Here is a 16,930-nt window from a genome sequence, read left to right as displayed (position 1 = left end):
TTTATGTTTGTCATTATTTTTTTTTTTTTGTAGGCACCATTGCCTTACAAAAATAATTATACCGCTGAATCACCAAATCTTGTGTAAAAGTTCTGCCGTTTTTTTGTAAAAATCATGTAAAAGAATGGTAAAAAAAGACGCTTAGGGCGTCCTTTACTATCAAGAAAAGTATTGCAAAACCATGTCTATGTTTTTAGTCTTAAAAACGTCATTATGTGTTGAAACAATGAGTTGTCCTCTTGCTGTATTATACAGATAACGAGCAGCTTGGCCAGCTGCATTTGAGCCTTCTGTCATACAAGCCGCTAGCATATAGTTTTTATCGGGATAGCTACCTAAATCACCAACAACATATAGACCTTCAATACTTGTTGTCGTGTCTGCTTTATTTTTAATGAAGTCGTGACCATGTTGGTCAACTGTTTCTAATTCAAAATTCTCAAATGTGATTGTGTTGGTTTCCCGTTTCATACCCAGATGAATCAAGACTTGCGAAACAGGAATAATCTGTCCATCGGATAAGGTAACGGCAGAGATAAAGTCTCCTTCCGATGCAAAATTGCTTACCTCAACTTGCGTTAAGACAGTAACATTTGTCGCAAAATGTTCGGTATTTGGAAAATTTGTTTTTTTCGTGACTAAAATTACCGATTTAGCGACTTGTTTGAGTAGAATGGCATAGCTAGACAGGGAGTCAGGATTGCCATAGAGAAGGACGGTTTGACCCGTATACGCCTTGAAGTTAATCACTTCACTTACAGGATAATGGAGATTTTCATAGGTATCAGGTATTTTCAGCTTTCTAGGCTGAATAATCCCTAAAGCTGATGCCAAAATAACCGTTTTTGATTGGTATTCTTGCCCACTTTGAGTCGTTAGGGTAAAGCCGGTTTCTTCTTTTTTGATGTGCTTTACTTGTTGATTATAAGTAATATCTGGTGAGAATTGCTGAGCAGCATCTAATAGATTGTTTGCAATATCACTCGCTAACTTGCCTTGAGCGCCCCCTAAATCCCAGATGATATTTTCCTGATATAAGGGAATTCTGCCCCCAAGTGTTGCGCGTGCTTCAAGTAACTTAACTTTTAAACCACGGATACCACACGAAAAACTACTATAAAGGCCAGATGGTCCACCACCTACAATCACAACATCATAATTTGTTTCTGTCATTGGTTACCTCGTCTATTTTTTGGCAAGTTCAGGGTAGATGACTTTGGCAAATTCTTCAAATCCTGCAAGCGATTGATAACTATAACCAAACAGATAGTTATAGTTCAGAATGTAAACTTTTTTATTTTTAATCGCTTTTAAGTTTGAAACTTTATCACTACTATAAAGACCTTTAACGGTTTTTTCAGCGTTATCTGTGTCATCCCATTTTGGAATGATGATCATATCTGGGTCAGATTCTATGATTTTTTCAATACTTACCGTACCTGTTGGCACATCATAGGCTTGTTTGAGCTTCAACATTTTGAACAAACTAACAGAGAATGTATCACCAGTTAATGAATAACCACTGATGTCAGCTGGGTCATTGGAATGGATATAAGCAAAGGTCTGTGTTTTCTTGACATCTTTTAGACTGTCTTTCAAAGCCGTTTCACGTGCTTTTAACTCACCTTTAAATTTATCTGCAGCAGGCTTCACGTTAAAAATTTTGCCGAGATTGTCTATATCGCCATAAATCGAATCAAATGTTCCGCCTTTGATGGATGTCTTCATAATATAAGTTGGGATGTTCATTTCATTTAAGGACTCAACCGTCCCAACACCCCACTCAGATTTTTCAAACAAGCCACCACGACCAAAAACCATATCTGGGTCAACTGATAAAGCTGTTTCCTGCGGAATATAGTTATCACCTAGACTTTTAAGCTTGTCAAATTCTGCTGCAACGCTCGCATCTTTCTCACCAAAAACTGCCCCTACACCTGCGATTGATTTTTCAAGTCCGAGATGGAGTAAAAGTTCAGCCATCGGGCGGGTATTGGCTAGTACTTTTTTAGGTACATGCGTAAATGTTTGCGTACTTTCAGGCCAAGTTGGGTCTGCTTTCGAATCACTTCCCACACTCTTTCGATAGTTTTTAATCGTCAGTGGATAAGTTGTCTTATCTGATTGACTTGCCGTTGATGTTGATTTTTCTGTCGTTTTTTGAGTACAGGCAGCTAATGTCAAAGCTGATAAGCCTAAAATAGTTGCCGTTATAATTTTTTTCATTTTCTTCCCTTTCTGCGCCTTCACTTTGTGAAGACTTGAAACTTGACTTCCACTTGTTATCTGTCCAAGCAAGGGGCACGTCCACTCGAAGTTCTCTATATTATATTGAATAATGAAACCCCAGTTGATGCGTAATCGGATTTTCATAAATTTGACACTTGACTTGATAAATCTCAGCGATTAATTCTTCCGTCAGGACTGCCTCAGGCGTCCCTTGCGCAATGACTTCACCATTTTTCAACGCATAGATGTAATCACAATATGATGCTGTCAGTTCCAAATCATGGAGCGCAACAAAGGTCGTGATATTAAGATTTTGAACCGCCGTCAAAATCTCCAACTGATAGCGAATATCCAGATGATTGGTCGGCTCATCCAAAATCATAACCTGAGGCTCTTGGGCAATGGTTCTGGCTAGAATCACCCGCTGCTTTTCTCCACCAGACAAGGAGATATAACTCCTGTCTTTGTAGTTCATCAGATTCGTTCTTAAAAGCGCCTCCTGTACGCGTTGATAATCATAGAAATTATCTGCTTCCATCATTTTCTTATGCGGTGTTCTACCTAACAAAACCATCTGCTCAACTGTCAAGTCAAAATTCAGTTCATTAAACTGGCCTACCACACCCAGATGTTTTGCTACCTTTTTATTAGGCGAATTCAAAACATCAATATCATCTATATAAATCGTTCCTTGTGTCGGTGCGATACTCTTGTAAATACTTCTTAACAATGTTGATTTGCCTGAACCATTGGCACCAATGAGACCGACCGTTTTTTTATCTGGTACCTCTAAGGAAACCTGACGCACAATTGACTGATGCGCCACTTCTATCTCAAGATTTTGAATAGATAATCTCATTTTTAGCCCCCAAAACTATACCCTTTTTTAATGATAATGTAGATAAATAGAGGTGCACCAATCATGGCTGTAATAATCCCAATCGGAAGTTCTACATTATGAATCAAAATCCGAGAAATTAAATCCGCCCAAACCATAAACAGAGCGCCACAAACGGCGGTTAACGGTAATGTCACCTTGTGATCACTGCCAAATAAGCCACGTACAATGTGTGGTACAATGAGACCGACAAAGCCTATCATACCTGAATTTGCGACGATGAGTCCTGTTATCAGCGAGGTCATAGCCATGTAGGCTCGGCGGTATTTACCGAGCGAAACGCCTAGTGTAATCGCTGCCTCATCTCCCAAAAGCATCACATTTAAGATTCTTGACTGCGTCAAAAAGAAAGCTAAAACAAGTAAAACTGGCACAATCACCATGCCTAATTTAGACCAAGTTGCTGATGCGAGACTCCCCATTAACCAAAACTGAATTGTTTTAATCCCTTCAGAATTACCTGCTAGATAAACGATTAAGTTCGAAATAGAACCAAATAGGCTACTAATGACTGAACCCGATAAAATCAACTTGACACTTGTCATTCGACCACCAATATTTGATAACATCAGAACGGATAAAGTCGCAATCATAGCACCGGCGAAAGCACCAATACCAACCCCAAACTGAGATAAAATTGAGCCCGACCCAAAGCCAATCAAAATAGCAAAGGTTGTGCCAAGAGATGATCCTGATGAAATCCCTAAGATATAAGGATCAGCCAACGGATTTTGAACGACTGCCTGCATCACTGTACCACATAAGGCCAAACCCAATCCGACAAAAATTGCCAATAGAATTCTCGGCATCCGGATAAACCAAATGATGTTGACAGAAGAGACTGGTAACTCCTTAATCTCACCAATTGTACCGTGACTTATCTTGTTGACTAAAATACGACCGACATCCCAAAATGAAATCTCAGCCTGACCATTGCTGACCGAAACGATAACAGATATGATAATCATCATCAGAAACAGTACAACCCATGCAATCATCGGTATTTTTCGTTTCTTGTTGATGGTAAACATTTCTTCCCCTTTATAGATTAGGACTTCAAGCTTACTCTAGCTTTTCAGTCTTATTATTTTTATAACTATTTCAGTATAGCCGACTTCCAACAAAACGTAAATATATTTTTACATTTTTTGTCAGATTATTTTGTCAATTTGGTAGATTTAACAAAAAAACAACTTACCTAAGCAAGCTGTTCTTTGGATTAGTATTATATTTTATACCATAAATGAAACTTATCGAGTTCCCCATTTTGTAGATTTTAATGTCAATAATGCGTAGAATCTAACAGGTAATAAAAGCAGCACGTGCATAAAGCCGTAGATAACAAAAAGTAAAAACCCGAAATCTTTAGTTCTGTAAATACCGTACAATGAACGAACAATAGCAATCAAAACCAAAACAATCAAATACTGATATAAATGTCCGACATCTTGATAAATAACTGTTTGAATCATCATAGCAATGAGAGACACAACCAACATAAAAGGCAAGACAAATTGCATGACCAAATCATAAAACATATAAAAATGATGCTGATGCGCAAACTTAATCGTCCAGAGCATCTCACGATAGAAACTCTTATTCCATCTCACTTGCTGTTTGATATACCCACCAATTGTTTCAGGGACAAACGTATAAACCTGACTATCACTTTGGAAAGCAACTTCATAGCCTGACTCAAGAACCAAATTCGTCAAATGACGGTCATCCCCATAAGTACAATTTTCGCCCAAGAAATACTGTGTAATGTACTTTTCTTTGACTTTCTCAATGATTTCTTTACGATAGGCTGAAAATGGTCCTGAACAACACATGACAACGTGAAAGCGGCTCTGAGCCGCCCGCTCTTGGTGAAAAGCAGACCAATAGCGATACGTAATCAGACGTGTTAAGATATTTTTATTTTTGTTTTCAACTCGAACATCGCCAGTGACAGCGCCAACTTTTTTATTTGCAAAACGCTGAATTAATTTTTCAACAGCATCCTCATCATGTAGTAAGGTATCTGAATCCACTGTGACAATAATGTCACCTTTGGCAATATCAAAGCCAAGTTTTTGACAATGACGCTTACCCCTATTTTTCTCAGGCAATAAAATTTTAACATTTTGATTGGATTGATAAGTATCATAGACTTTTTCAATCAATTCTTCACGATTTTTCGAGCCATCATCCACAACGATGACTTCTAAGTTAGCGATCTTTTGTGCCACAATAGAATCAATACAATTTTTCAAAATTTGAGGCACTTCGTTATAGGCAGGCACAATCACAGAAACACTAGCCTGATATTGACTATGAAAGTCCTTAAATGCTTTCTTGTTCTGTTTTCTATGATCACTATGACATAGCACAATCTGAAATACGATATGCGAAATGGCAAGCACACCATAAACCAATAAAAATATACTTAAAAATTTTAACATTTTCTCTCCATTAATCTAGTTGATCGACTTTATATTTCAGTCTCTCACAAATACATCGTGCGTATGCACTTTATGTGCCACATCACGCAAACTTTCATCCCAGCGATTGGCGACAATAATCTCAGCCACGTTTTTAAAGTCTTCTAAACTATGCACAAGTTGATGATTCTTAAAATGTGGCATACTCAAAGTTGGTTCGTAAATAACAATTTCAACACCCTTAGATTTCAGTCTCGCCATAACATCTTGAATGGCACTGTATCTAAAATTATCGCTCCCATGCTTCATCGTTAAACGAAAAATACCAACTGTTTTAGGATTTTTCGCCATAATCTTATCGGCAACAAAATCTTTTCGAACATCATTTGACGCAACAATCGCTGAAATTAAGCGCTCAGGGACTTGCCGATAATTTTGTTTTAACTGCTTGGTATCCTTAGGTAAACAATAGCCACCATAACCAAAACTTGGGTTGTTATAGTGAGAACCGATACGCTCATCTAACCCCATTCCCTCAATGATTTGCCTAGATTCAAGACCATTTATCTGCGCAAATGTATCCAATTCATTAAAATAGGCGACACGAAGGGCTAGGTAAGTATTGGCAAATAACTTGATTGCTTCCGCCTCAGTCTCACCCGTGTATAAGACAGCCACTTCCTTATCCCAGACATTTCGCAAAAATAAGGCACCAATCTCTTTTGCTGCATCAGTCGTATCACCAATGATAATCCTAGACGGATAAAGATTATCATACAGCGCTGTTCCTTCCCTCAAAAACTCAGGACAAAAAATAATCGTTTGAACACTTGGAAATTGTTTTTTTAGGGTCGCAACATAGCCGATTGGAATCGTAGATTTGATAATGAATTTCGCATCAGCTTTGATTTGAATTGCTTTTTCAACTACCTCTTCAATAGACGACGTATCAAAATAATCTGTTGATTCATCGTAATCTGTTGGTGTTGCAATCACCAAATACTCTCCATGTAAAACCGCTTGCTCAAAATCACTCGTATAGCTCACATTAGAACGTTTCTCTTTAATAAATGTTTCAATGTAATCATCTACTAAAGGTGAGCAATCCTGTTCCAATAATCTAATCTTGTGACTATCAATGTCATAGCCCATCACCTCCTCATGCTGACCTAATAACAATGAATTCGCTAATCCTACATAACCTAACCCAAATACCGATATCCTCATTTTCCATTGATTCCTAATCTTTTTTCTTTAATCATCAGCCGTACAGCTTATGGTATTGAACTTTATTTCAATTATTTTCTTATTTTTTATTAAAAACAAAAAAATGCATGCCAATTCAAGCTGTTTTTGAGGTAAAAAAAATCGTCTACCTCATAAACGATGACAGATGTATCTTCTAACTAGCCAAATATGGCAATATAACAAAAGTATATTCTTGATTAATCTAATGTTTTTAACTTAAATTATTTTATTTTTCATATTAGCTATAGTTAAATTGTAACAGTATGAGCTTTAATTGCCTATATATTTTCAGGACAAAAAACTGTATTATCGGGACATATTTTTTTAGAGTATCAAAAAAACCGTTGAAGACTCAACGGTTAAAGGCTTTTAGCTGTTTAGCAATGTCACGATTTTGTTCTTTTCGCTTAATCGTTTCACGCTTGTCGTAATTTTTCTTACCTTTGGCAAGCCCCATGAGGACTTTAGCAAATCCATCTTTAACATAGACCCGCAAAGGCACAAAACTCATACCAGCTTGTGAAATTTCAGCTTCAATTTTAGCAATTTGTTTTTTATGCAATAAAAGTTTGCGACTACGTGTCGGGTCAACATTCCAAATATTCCCCTCATCGAAAGGCGAAATATGAACATTACTCAGCCAAACCTCACCATTTCTAACACGCGCAAAACCGTCTCTGATATTGATTCGAGCTTGTCTAACTGACTTGATTTCTGTACCAGTCAGTACAATGCCAGCCTCAAATGTTTCGGTAATCTCATAGTCATAATGTGCCTTTTTATTTTGAGCGACGACATTATCTTTCACTTTATCTTTTGCCATTTACAAACACCTCCTATTTTTTTCTAGCAGGTTTTCCGCCTTTTTTATGAAAGGGTTTCTTATCTTTATTTTTCTGCCAATCAGGGCGTTTATCACGTGAATCACGCCCGCCACGGCTATCTCTACTACGCTTTTCAATGGCTTCAACGACATCTAAATCGCTGTCGACATGTTCAAAGTCAATGTCGCCGGTGATTTTATCGGCTTTCACTAACTTGACTTTAACAGGGTGCCCCATACGGAATACCTTACCAGTACGCTCACCTTTGAGCGTCAGATCACGTTCATTAAAGTTGTAGAAATCATCGCCTAGCGTAGACATATGCACCAAGCCTTCAATGGTATTGGGCAATGACACGAAGAAACCAAAGCGGGTGACAGACGAAATTGTCACATCGTACTCAGTACCAACGTAACTCTCCATATACTCTGCTTTTTTCATGGCTTCAACTGCACGCTCAGCATCAATGGCGCGACGTTCGCGAGATGATGTGAGTTTGGCAATTTCAGGGATAATTTCTTCGAAATGCTCAATCGTTTCAGTCGTCGGATGGCTTTCAGCACGAATCAAGCGATGCACCAGTAAATCTGGGTAACGGCGAATCGGAGACGTGAAATGTGTATAGTACTCCGCAGCTAGACCGAAGTGACCGAGGTTATCTTCATCATAACGTGCCTGTTGCATTGAACGTAATAACATGGTTGAGAGCACCATTTCGCCTGGTTGACCTTTGATTCTCAACATGAAATCTTGCAGGTCTTTTGACTGCATTTTTTCAGGTGTCCCTTTCAAAGGAATACCAAATACTGAGGCAAAATCAATAAAACGCGTTAATTTATCGGCTTTTGGATGCTCATGCACACGATAGATAAATGGCAGTTCACGTGTCGCAAAACTACGTGCAACTGTTTCATTGGCAATCAACATGAAGGACTCAATCATCATCTCAGCTGTCCCTCGATTGCGAACTTGAATATCAATCGGTTTACCCAATTTATCAACGATGATTTTCGCTTCCTGCGTTTCAAAGTCAATTGAGCCACGACGGGCACGCATGGCAAGCAAAATCTCATGAAGTTTCGCCATTTGCTCAACTGATTCAGCAATTGCCGCAAATTTATCCAAAAAATCTTGATTACCAGCGAGCATTTCGTTAACATCAGAATAAGTCATACGTTCCGTTGTTTTAATCACAGACTGAGAAATTTGATAGTTGACAACATAGCCGTCTGGATTAATTTCCATGACACATGACTGCGTGAAACGATTGACACGTGGATTAAGGGAACAGATACCATTTGACAAACGCTCTGGTAGCATCGGTACGACACGGTCCGTCACATAAGTTGATGTCCCGCGGTTGAGTGCCTCACGGTCAAGAGCCGAACCTTCTGTCACATAGTAGCTGACATCAGCGATATGCACACCAAGCTCAATGTTACCGTTATCTAATGCTTTGATATGCACGGCATCGTCAAGGTCTTTAGCGTCTGCGCCGTCAATAGTGAAACTGATTTCATTACGGTAATCCACACGACCGATGATGTCTTTTTCGTCGATTTCATCAGGGACAGCGTTTGCCTCCGCCAACACATCCTCTGGGAATGGTGACGGAATACCCATTGATTCCAAGACTTCTAGGACGTCAATCCCTGTATCTGTTGATTTTCCGATGATTTCTACGACCAAACCTTGTAAAACATCTGGAAAGTCACGATCAGGATAATGTGTAATGTCAACTCTAACAATATCGCCTACTTCTGGATGCAAGCCTTTTTTAGAAATATTAGTTTTAAAGGGAATTTTCTTATTTTTATTGACAACGTAGCCAAGAAGTGAGCCACTATTTTTCTTTTCTTCTTCATCAAACTCGTAGAACTCACCGACCAAATTTGTCACAGCGCGTGATTTGATGGCAACGACTTTCCCCTCGGCTTCATTGCCTTTGAGCGGATTAGCTGGTGAGGTGATTTTGACTTCAACGATATCTTCGTTCATGGCAAATTTTGTGTTACCACGCTTAACAAACACATCTGGTTCATTTTCGCCAATTCTGACAAAACCAAAACCACGTGGATTGGCAGAGAAAGTCCCCTCGAGAACTTCTGCCTCTGGTTGTGGCAGGGCGATATTGCCCCCAGCAGTCACTTCGATTACCTTACTTTCTTCTAATTGGGCAATGGTTTTGAGCAAATGTTTATAATCGCTCGCATTGTCAACCAATCCGAGATTGGTCGCCAACATTTTTGGCGAGATTGATTTTGATGGCATATTTGCCAAAAAATCAGTTACTTTTTTACTTAATTTCATATATTCTTTCTATTTTTTGAGTAGGACTCAATATATTTCGTTGTGATAACACAAAAAGCTGAGAGTTTATCCCAGCTTTTTTTAGGGTACCTGACACTTTACGACTCAACCGTTTTGACAATGGTACAATAGATAAAGCAAGAATCGCCTCATCTGTCCTGTCTCGAAAACGGCCTTCAAGCACAAAGTTTAGAGATTCCCGTCATTATCTGGTAGATAAAACAACTAGTGCAAAACCAACAAGCAGCCAAAGTCCAATCATCACACCAGTAAAACGTTGCATCACGGCTTCAAAGCCTCGTGCTTTACGGCGCTCAAATAGTTCATCACCACCGCCTGTAAAGGCACTCGCAGCGCTGTCTTGTTTAGAGGGTTGAATCATAATTGACACAATCAAAACTGCTGACAATATAAGTAAGACTGCAATTAAAATATCGTAAATAACTTTTATCATCTTCTCCGACTTTCTACATCCAACATTTGATTATTTCTATCCCAATCAGGTCGGATGGCAGTCATCCTTTAAAATCCTGGTGCTAGAAATAGCCATCACATAGTCATTATAACATAAAAAACATATCTTTGCTTAAAATAAAAAAAGAACCTTTCGATTCTTTTATATTATTTAGTCATTTATATCAAGCATTATCCGTGATATATTTGTAAACACCTTGACCAGCTAGTGCACCTTCTCCGACTGCTGTTGTAATTTGACGGAGGTCTTTTTGGCGCACATCTCCGACTGCGAAGATACCTGGTACTTTAGTTTGCATGCCTTGATCAGTTATAATCCAGCCACTCTCATCCGTAATGCCCAGTTCTTTCACTGTATCCGTCATCGGATCAATGCCGATATAGACAAACAAGCCACCAAATTCTTTTTCACTGATTTCACCCGTTTTAAGATTTTTAATCCGAACGCCTGTAATCTTCATGTCATTGCCCAAAACTTCTTCTACGGCTGAATCCCAGATAAATGAAATTTTTTCATTTGAATAAGCCCGTTCTTGAATGATTTTTTGAGCGCGGAGTTCATCACGACGGTGTAAAATCGTCACAGAGCTACCAAAACGCGTGAGAAATAGCGCTTCTTCTACGGCCGAATCCCCACCTCCGACAACCAAAATATCTTGGTTACGGAAGAAAGCACCATCACAGACCGCACAGTAAGATACACCACGCGCGCCGTACTCTGCTTCACCAGGAACATTGAGATGGCGATGCTGAGCCCCTGTCGCAATAATGACAGTTCTAGCCTCGTAAACCTCATCTTCAGTGATGACTTGCTTGATGCCTTCAGAATTGGCAGTTACATTTTGGACGATACCGTAAGCATTTTCGACACCTAATTCTTCAAGCGGTTCAAACATTTTCATTGATAATTCAGGCCCCATAATTGTAGCAAAGCCTGGATAATTTTCTACTTCAGCTGTATTATTCATTTGGCCACCTGGTGCGCCACGTTCAAGTAGTAATACTTTGAGTTCACTACGTGCTGCATACATCGCTGCTGTCATCCCACCAGGACCGGCACCGATGACGATTGTATCATATAAAGTCATTTTTCCCCTCACTTTTTATTGATATTCCTTAAATAATTATTTCAGGAATATCAATGGTAATTACATTCTATATTTCTCACGTTGAATATGCAAGTATATCGTTTTATTAACCTATCAAAATATTGTACGACCTTAAAAATAATTGCCTCATGAAAAAAGACCGCTAAAGGTTAGAAGTAAACGCCAACTTTTAGAGATCATACGTATTCCAGATAAACGAACATTGTTGTAATCAATCATCTAGATTTCAAAATAATCAAGATTGCCAAAACAGCAAAACTCAAGATTGGAATCGTTAGAATATCAATCAATAAGATATCAAAAATTTTATTTTGACGGACACTTAAAGGCTTATCATAGTTTCGGGAAATGGTGCCTAACATATAGAGGCCGCTGAGAATTAACACAAGGACAGCTGAGATAAACAAAGATTTAAGATAAATGGCTAAAATAGCTTGCATTAAAGGAAACTCCCTATTTCGAGATTTTTAGTGTGACGCGCAAGAAATTCTTTCGTTCTTGGGTGTTTTGGCGCATAAAAGACGTCTTCTGGTGTGCCAGATTCGATGATTTTCCCCTGTTCTAAAAAAATCACCTTGCTCGCTACATGATAAACAAAATCCATCTCGTGACTCACGATAATCATGGTTTGACCTGATTTAGCGGCTTGAATGATTGACGCCTGCACTTCACTAACCAATTCTGGATCAAGAGCAGACGTTGGTTCATCTAAGAGTAACAACGCTGGTTTCATAGCTAGCGCTCTTGCAATCCCGACACGTTGCTTTTGACCACCTGATAAAAATTTCGGATAATAAGCCATCCGGTCTGAAAGACCAACCTTGATTAATTCTTGCGCGGCTTGTTCTGCTGCAGTTACTTTATCTATTTTTTTGACTTGTATTAAACCTTCCATGACATTTTCAAGTGCTGTACGACGCTCAAATAGATTGAACTGTTGAAAGACCATGGCCGTTTTACGGCGAAGGTTCAGAATATCATCTTTATTGATATTCGCAAAATCGAGATGCAAATCGTCAATATCAACATGGCCTGAATCTGGTACTTCTAGATAATTAATCGAGCGTAAAAAAGTCGATTTACCAGCCCCAGATGCGCCAATCAGTGCAATCACATCACCTGGTTCAATTTCTAATGACACATCATCCAAGACGACAGTGTCACCAAATTTTTTATATAGATTTGATAGTTTGATGGTCATACGACATCTCCTCCACCATTGCCCACTGAACTCTGTTCAAAAGGATTTCCTGTTGGCATTAAACGGCTTTTATTTTTTTGTTTCGGTGTAATCTGTAATCGTCGCTCTAATAGTCTAATCAAGTTTTCGAAGACGAGGTTAATGGCCCAGTAAACGAGTGCGACGGCAAGGTAGCTTTCGAAAACACGGAAACTTGAGCCACCGATGATTTTAGCTTCAGCGGTCATTTCAATGACACCTGCAACAAAGGCGAGTGATGTCCCTTTGAGTAAGCCCATGAGTGCGTTGCCAAGGGGCGCGATAGCAACTGTTGCTGCTTCTGGCAATGTCACGCGCTTAAAAACTTGAAAATTAGTCATACCGAGTGATTTTGCTGCCTCAATCTGACCAACATCGACAGACTCAATCGCTGCACGTATCGTCTCAGAATTATAAGCTGCTTCATTAAAAGCAAAGGTTAAAATGACAAAAAGCATCGGCGAAATATCATTGATATTATAAGCCGTGCCATAATTAAGGTTAATCGCTTTGAGTATCAAAGGAATACCAGTATAAGTCAATAAAAGTTGAACATAAATCGGCGTGCCACGTATAAAGCTGACGGCGAGTGCACGAATCTGGTCTAAAACGGGCAACTTATTCAGCTTGATTAAGGCTAAGAGTAAACCTAAAACTAAACCTATCGCCATGGCAATCAAGGTGATAATAAAGGACGTTGGCACCCGAGTGATGATAGGTTTGAAGGCACTAATAAAGGCATTCCAGTTAAAAATCTTGTCAAAAAACATGGTCCAGAACGCAGTAAACGTGTACTGTCCTTTGACCGTGACACTTACAATTACAATTGCTAACACCAAGACTGCCAAGATCCCGAAGGCTATTTTGCTTGCTTTTTTCATGGTATATCAAAACTTTCTATACTTTTTCGGGCTGATAACGATGACACCCTTTTATAATTCAGATTATTTATAGGCATCAGCTGATGGTACAAAATCACCACCAAAATATTTTTCTGATAACTCTTTGAGTGTACCATTTGCCTCTAGCTTTTTCAAGACCTTGTCAACCTTAGTTTTCAATTCCTTGCCTTGTGCATCCTTGGTAAATAAGAAATACTCAAAACCATCGTGAGCATCTGTTGATTCTGAGGCAATATTCACCACCTTCAAATCGTTCAACCCTTTGTCCTTGATAATTGTTTTAAGCGAAATCGCATCGTATAAGAGAAAATCGATCTTGCCAGAGTCAACATCTGCTAATCGACTAGCTGTTGGATAGCTACCATCGACATAGTTGAGTTTGACTTGTTTATCCGAATTTTCCTCATTATATTTGGATAAAATGGTGGTGTAATTTGCTGATGGCAGTACTTCTGTAGATTTCCCAGCTAGGTCACCCAAGGTTTTGACTTTAACACCAGACTTCACAGCAACAGCATTATTCGATTTAGACAAGGGGACTGAGAAGTAATACTTTTCAGCTCGTTCTTCTCGCCAACCAATATCATTAGCCGCAAACTGATAGCGACCTGAGTCGACACCTGCAATCACACTATCAAAATCAGTCACTTCTACTTTGAGTTTATATTCTGGCAATGCTTTAAATACCGCACGCGCCACTTCAATATCGTAACCTGTCGGTTTATCGTTCTCAGAATAAGTGAAAGGTTTCGTATCTGCATCCGTTGCAACTGTAATAGTCGTAACTTTATCTTTTTTTGATGTATCAGATATCGCAGTTGTTGACGATTTCTCGCAAGCTGCAAGGGCAACTGCTGCACTTAAAATTAAACCTGACACGATTATTTTTTTAAATTTTTTCATCAAAAAAATCCTCTTTTTTCTATTTAATAAGATATTTTTATTTTATCATACTTCATTTGTCAGCATCATCATGAAAGATTATGACCGCCATAAAAAAAATAAAACCCCGAGAGATTTTATTTCTTATACTCATATAAGTAAAAATAGAGAGCCCACTTTCCTTTCTAAATTTATTTAGACTAATAAGAAAACCATACCAATTCCGAAATTATAATGACTTTCTGTCTGATAGTTTGATTAAGGAACAGCCAGGTAATTTTATTAAGTAATCTTTCTATTTGCTATAGTCTTTCATCACTCCCTATTTTCTCTTAATAATAATTCAGAAACCAATCCATATTGTCCCATCATCTTCTCTATGCACTGGAAATTGTGCAGGGTCAAACATCTTTTTCTTTTCTGTTCGTCCATAAGATTGGGGTTTAACATCTGACGTTAAGTTATACTGAGCCAAAAATTCTTCTACTGTATCTGGTAATTTGACTTCTGAAATGTGTAGAGCGTCTGACGGATTGCCTTTTAAATTTGAAGAATTTATGCGATAATAATTGTCATGTTTTTCAATAGCTACACCACCACCTTTAGTACTATCAAACGATTTTTCATTTTTAGACATAAAATTGCTTAGTTTCCCACTAACGCCTTTTTTAACATCAATATCTGGCGAGAAAACTAAACCTTGGTCAGAAAGATAACTTTTTTGAATAAAATTATCTCCCTCTTTTTCATAGGTTCCTGACTCTATCGAAATGACTTTATTATCTCCGTCTCTTTGGTAATACTCTTTAGAATGTTGCGTATCATCACTGACATATATAAATGTTTTATCGTCCAATAATTTTATATAATCAAAGCTCCTATCAGCTTCGATAAAATCAGAATTTTTCCAAGACATTGTATAAGTCTCCCCAATTTTTATTTCTGTAACTTTTCTATCTTCTGACATTGAATTTATTCCTTTCTTAATCTGGCTACAAGCCACTAAACTCATCAAAGAAAGGAACATAACGAACAACAGAGCAATTTTATAAATAATTTTTTTGTTTACCATAACTTTTCATCACTCCCTGTTTTCGCTTAACGATAAATTAGAAACCAACCCATATTGTCCCATCATCTTCTCTATGCACTGGAAATTGTGCAGGGTCAAACATCTTTTTCTTTTCTGATTGCCCATAAGATTGAGGTTTAACATCTGATGATTTTTTATTATCTTCGGAGGTTAAGTTATACTGAGCCAAAAATTCCTCAACTGTATCTGGTAATTTGACATCTGAAATACGTAAAGCATCTGACGGTTTACTAGTTTTAGGCTTGTTCCCATCTATTCGATAATAGTCGTCATACTTTTCAATAACATACTTATAAATCATATCCTCCTCAAAAAACTCTTTGTGTTTTTTCATGAAACTACTAACCTCTCCAATAGCTCCCTTTTTTACATCAATCAATGGAGAAAAAACTAAATCATCATAAGCAAGATAGCTTTCTTGAACAAAATTATCTCCACTTTTTTTATAAGTTCCCAGTTTTATTGAAATAAGTTTTATATCGTCGTGTTCTTCTGAGTAATATTCTTCGTAGTGTTGCGTGTCATCCTCAACATACATAAAAGTTTTTTCATCCAAAAACTTTATATAATAAAGAACTTTGTCATTTTCTATTTTCTCATCAGCTATTTTACTCCAAGTTGCTTTATAGGTTTCTCCAATTTCTATTTTCGTAATTTTTTTATCTTCTGACATTGAATTTATTCCTTTCTTAATCTGAGTACAAGCTACTAACACGCTCAGAGCACTGACAAACATTAACAGCGAAATCATTTTGGAAATAGAAAATTTATTTTTTAATTTCATTTCCCACCTCTGATTTTTCCCAAGTCTGTTTTATAAGGTGGTTTTTTCTTATACTCACTTTTTGCTTCGCTTCTCAACTCAGATTCGGTCTCTGGTGGAAAGTTTACATCCAAAGGATTGTGACCTTTACCACTATTTATATATTTCCCATTTTCAATTTTAGGGTCGGCATAATTCGCCGAATCTGTGTTAGCAATATTTTGGTAATCTTTCGTATATCGCTCTGGATTGGTATCGTACCGAACTCCACTTTCATCTTTTTCTAAATGGTTCCACATACTAACCGTATTATTACAATCATGCGTGAAAATGATTTCAATATGTCCTGCTGTAATCTTTTCATTTTTGGGATGAACTGCATTTTCTGTATTAGTTGTTCTATTATGCAAATCTGCCGCTGGATTGCCTGCTACAATCCCCATTTCCTCCAACCACTTCAAATAAGCGGAATCCTTCGTTTCTCCCTCGCCTACTGGTAGTTTGTTATTGATATACTCCACGATTGGTTTATCCAACCAATACCGCATTTGGTGGT

At 38.0% G+C, this 16,930-nt stretch carries 16 protein-coding genes and 1 pseudogene; all 17 read right to left on the bottom strand.

Going from position 1 to position 16,930, the window contains the following annotated elements; genetic code table 11:
• Positions 1-159: 159 nt before the first annotated feature.
• Entirely contained in the window at positions 160-1,173 is a 1,014-nt protein-coding gene (locus tag RR45_RS08645; protein ID WP_072353398.1) for an NAD(P)/FAD-dependent oxidoreductase, read from the bottom strand.
• A 12-nt stretch (positions 1,174-1,185) separates the two neighbouring features.
• Positions 1,186-2,226 carry an ABC transporter substrate-binding protein gene (locus tag RR45_RS08640; protein WP_031365766.1) on the bottom strand — a complete coding sequence of 347 codons (1,041 nt, stop codon included), beginning with the start codon at positions 2,224-2,226 and terminating at the stop codon, positions 1,186-1,188.
• Positions 2,227-2,326: 100 nt separating this feature from the next.
• The gene (locus tag RR45_RS08635; protein WP_031365767.1) at positions 2,327-3,088 is read right to left on the bottom strand and encodes an ABC transporter ATP-binding protein; all 762 of its coding nucleotides are present in this window, start codon (positions 3,086-3,088) and stop codon (positions 2,327-2,329) included.
• 2 nt (positions 3,089-3,090) lie between these two features.
• Positions 3,091-4,158: a FecCD family ABC transporter permease gene (locus tag RR45_RS08630; protein WP_031365768.1), complete on the bottom strand. Its 1,068-nt coding sequence runs from the start codon at positions 4,156-4,158 to the stop codon at positions 3,091-3,093.
• 219 nt (positions 4,159-4,377) lie between these two features.
• A complete protein-coding gene (locus tag RR45_RS08625) occupies positions 4,378-5,571 on the bottom strand; it encodes a glycosyltransferase (RefSeq protein ID WP_031365769.1) in 1,194 nt (397 codons plus the stop codon).
• A 36-nt stretch (positions 5,572-5,607) separates the two neighbouring features.
• Entirely contained in the window at positions 5,608-6,777 is a 1,170-nt protein-coding gene (locus tag RR45_RS08620; protein WP_031365770.1) for a nucleotide sugar dehydrogenase, read from the bottom strand.
• 373 nt (positions 6,778-7,150) lie between these two features.
• Positions 7,151-7,621: an SsrA-binding protein SmpB gene (gene smpB, locus RR45_RS08615; RefSeq protein ID WP_031365771.1), complete on the bottom strand. Its 471-nt coding sequence runs from the start codon at positions 7,619-7,621 to the stop codon at positions 7,151-7,153.
• A 13-nt stretch (positions 7,622-7,634) separates the two neighbouring features.
• On the bottom strand, positions 7,635-9,932 hold the full coding sequence (rnr, locus tag RR45_RS08610; protein ID WP_072353397.1) for a ribonuclease R: 2,298 nt from the start codon (positions 9,930-9,932) through the stop codon (positions 7,635-7,637).
• A gap of 205 nt (positions 9,933-10,137) precedes the next feature.
• Positions 10,138-10,374: a preprotein translocase subunit SecG gene (gene secG / locus RR45_RS08605; RefSeq protein WP_031365773.1), complete on the bottom strand. Its 237-nt coding sequence runs from the start codon at positions 10,372-10,374 to the stop codon at positions 10,138-10,140.
• Between the two features lie 196 nt (positions 10,375-10,570).
• Entirely contained in the window at positions 10,571-11,494 is a 924-nt protein-coding gene (gene trxB / locus RR45_RS08600; RefSeq protein ID WP_031365774.1) for a thioredoxin-disulfide reductase, read from the bottom strand.
• Between the two features lie 236 nt (positions 11,495-11,730).
• On the bottom strand, positions 11,731-11,955 hold the full coding sequence (locus RR45_RS08595) for a DUF4059 family protein (RefSeq protein WP_031365775.1): 225 nt from the start codon (positions 11,953-11,955) through the stop codon (positions 11,731-11,733).
• Positions 11,955-12,716, bottom strand: coding sequence for an amino acid ABC transporter ATP-binding protein (locus RR45_RS08590; RefSeq protein WP_031365776.1), 762 nt, complete (start codon positions 12,714-12,716; stop codon positions 11,955-11,957). The genes RR45_RS08595 and RR45_RS08590 overlap by 1 nt, the downstream gene beginning before the upstream one ends.
• Positions 12,713-13,615, bottom strand: a complete 903-nt coding sequence (locus RR45_RS08585; protein ID WP_031365777.1) for an amino acid ABC transporter permease — start codon at positions 13,613-13,615, stop codon at positions 12,713-12,715. Before RR45_RS08585 ends, RR45_RS08590 begins: the two co-directional genes overlap by 4 nt.
• A 63-nt stretch (positions 13,616-13,678) precedes the next feature.
• Positions 13,679-14,539 carry a transporter substrate-binding domain-containing protein gene (locus RR45_RS08580; protein WP_031365778.1) on the bottom strand — a complete coding sequence of 287 codons (861 nt, stop codon included), beginning with the start codon at positions 14,537-14,539 and terminating at the stop codon, positions 13,679-13,681.
• A 322-nt stretch (positions 14,540-14,861) separates the two neighbouring features.
• Positions 14,862-15,590 carry a hypothetical protein gene (locus RR45_RS08575; protein WP_143188701.1) on the bottom strand — a complete coding sequence of 243 codons (729 nt, stop codon included), beginning with the start codon at positions 15,588-15,590 and terminating at the stop codon, positions 14,862-14,864.
• A gap of 37 nt (positions 15,591-15,627) precedes the next feature.
• Positions 15,628-16,395, bottom strand: a complete 768-nt coding sequence (locus RR45_RS08570) for a hypothetical protein (protein WP_072353396.1) — start codon at positions 16,393-16,395, stop codon at positions 15,628-15,630.
• A pseudogene (locus RR45_RS08565) lies at positions 16,392-16,930 on the bottom strand (DUF3114 domain-containing protein); the annotation flags it as partial. The gene RR45_RS08570 and the pseudogene RR45_RS08565, both read right to left, overlap by 4 nt.

The sequence above is a fragment of the Pseudolactococcus chungangensis CAU 28 = DSM 22330 genome (assembly GCF_002441885.1).
Taxonomy (GTDB): domain Bacteria; phylum Bacillota; class Bacilli; order Lactobacillales; family Streptococcaceae; genus Pseudolactococcus; species Pseudolactococcus chungangensis.
Note: the sequence above shows the minus strand (reverse complement) of the source record. Positions and strands in the feature narration are given on the sequence as shown.

What these genes read in the sequence shown, in the direction of transcription:
- RR45_RS08630 (WP_031365768.1), bottom strand. Translation starts at nt 4,158, where the DNA reads ATGTTTACCATCAACAAGAAACGAAAAATACCGATGATTGCATGGGTT.
- rnr (WP_072353397.1), bottom strand. Translation starts at nt 9,932, where the DNA reads ATGAAATTAAGTAAAAAAGTAACTGATTTTTTGGCAAATATGCCATCA.
- RR45_RS08625 (WP_031365769.1), bottom strand. Translation starts at nt 5,571, where the DNA reads ATGTTAAAATTTTTAAGTATATTTTTATTGGTTTATGGTGTGCTTGCC.
- smpB (WP_031365771.1), bottom strand. Translation starts at nt 7,621, where the DNA reads ATGGCAAAAGATAAAGTGAAAGATAATGTCGTCGCTCAAAATAAAAAG.
- RR45_RS08640 (WP_031365766.1), bottom strand. Translation starts at nt 2,226, where the DNA reads ATGAAAAAAATTATAACGGCAACTATTTTAGGCTTATCAGCTTTGACA.
- trxB (WP_031365774.1), bottom strand. Translation starts at nt 11,494, where the DNA reads ATGACTTTATATGATACAATCGTCATCGGTGCCGGTCCTGGTGGGATG.
- RR45_RS08645 (WP_072353398.1), bottom strand. Translation starts at nt 1,173, where the DNA reads ATGACAGAAACAAATTATGATGTTGTGATTGTAGGTGGTGGACCATCT.
- RR45_RS08620 (WP_031365770.1), bottom strand. Translation starts at nt 6,777, where the DNA reads ATGAGGATATCGGTATTTGGGTTAGGTTATGTAGGATTAGCGAATTCA.
- RR45_RS08595 (WP_031365775.1), bottom strand. Translation starts at nt 11,955, where the DNA reads ATGCAAGCTATTTTAGCCATTTATCTTAAATCTTTGTTTATCTCAGCT.
- RR45_RS08570 (WP_072353396.1), bottom strand. Translation starts at nt 16,395, where the DNA reads ATGAAATTAAAAAATAAATTTTCTATTTCCAAAATGATTTCGCTGTTA.
- RR45_RS08585 (WP_031365777.1), bottom strand. Translation starts at nt 13,615, where the DNA reads ATGAAAAAAGCAAGCAAAATAGCCTTCGGGATCTTGGCAGTCTTGGTG.
- RR45_RS08635 (WP_031365767.1), bottom strand. Translation starts at nt 3,088, where the DNA reads ATGAGATTATCTATTCAAAATCTTGAGATAGAAGTGGCGCATCAGTCA.
- RR45_RS08580 (WP_031365778.1), bottom strand. Translation starts at nt 14,539, where the DNA reads ATGAAAAAATTTAAAAAAATAATCGTGTCAGGTTTAATTTTAAGTGCA.
- RR45_RS08575 (WP_143188701.1), bottom strand. Translation starts at nt 15,590, where the DNA reads ATGGTAAACAAAAAAATTATTTATAAAATTGCTCTGTTGTTCGTTATG.
- RR45_RS08590 (WP_031365776.1), bottom strand. Translation starts at nt 12,716, where the DNA reads ATGACCATCAAACTATCAAATCTATATAAAAAATTTGGTGACACTGTC.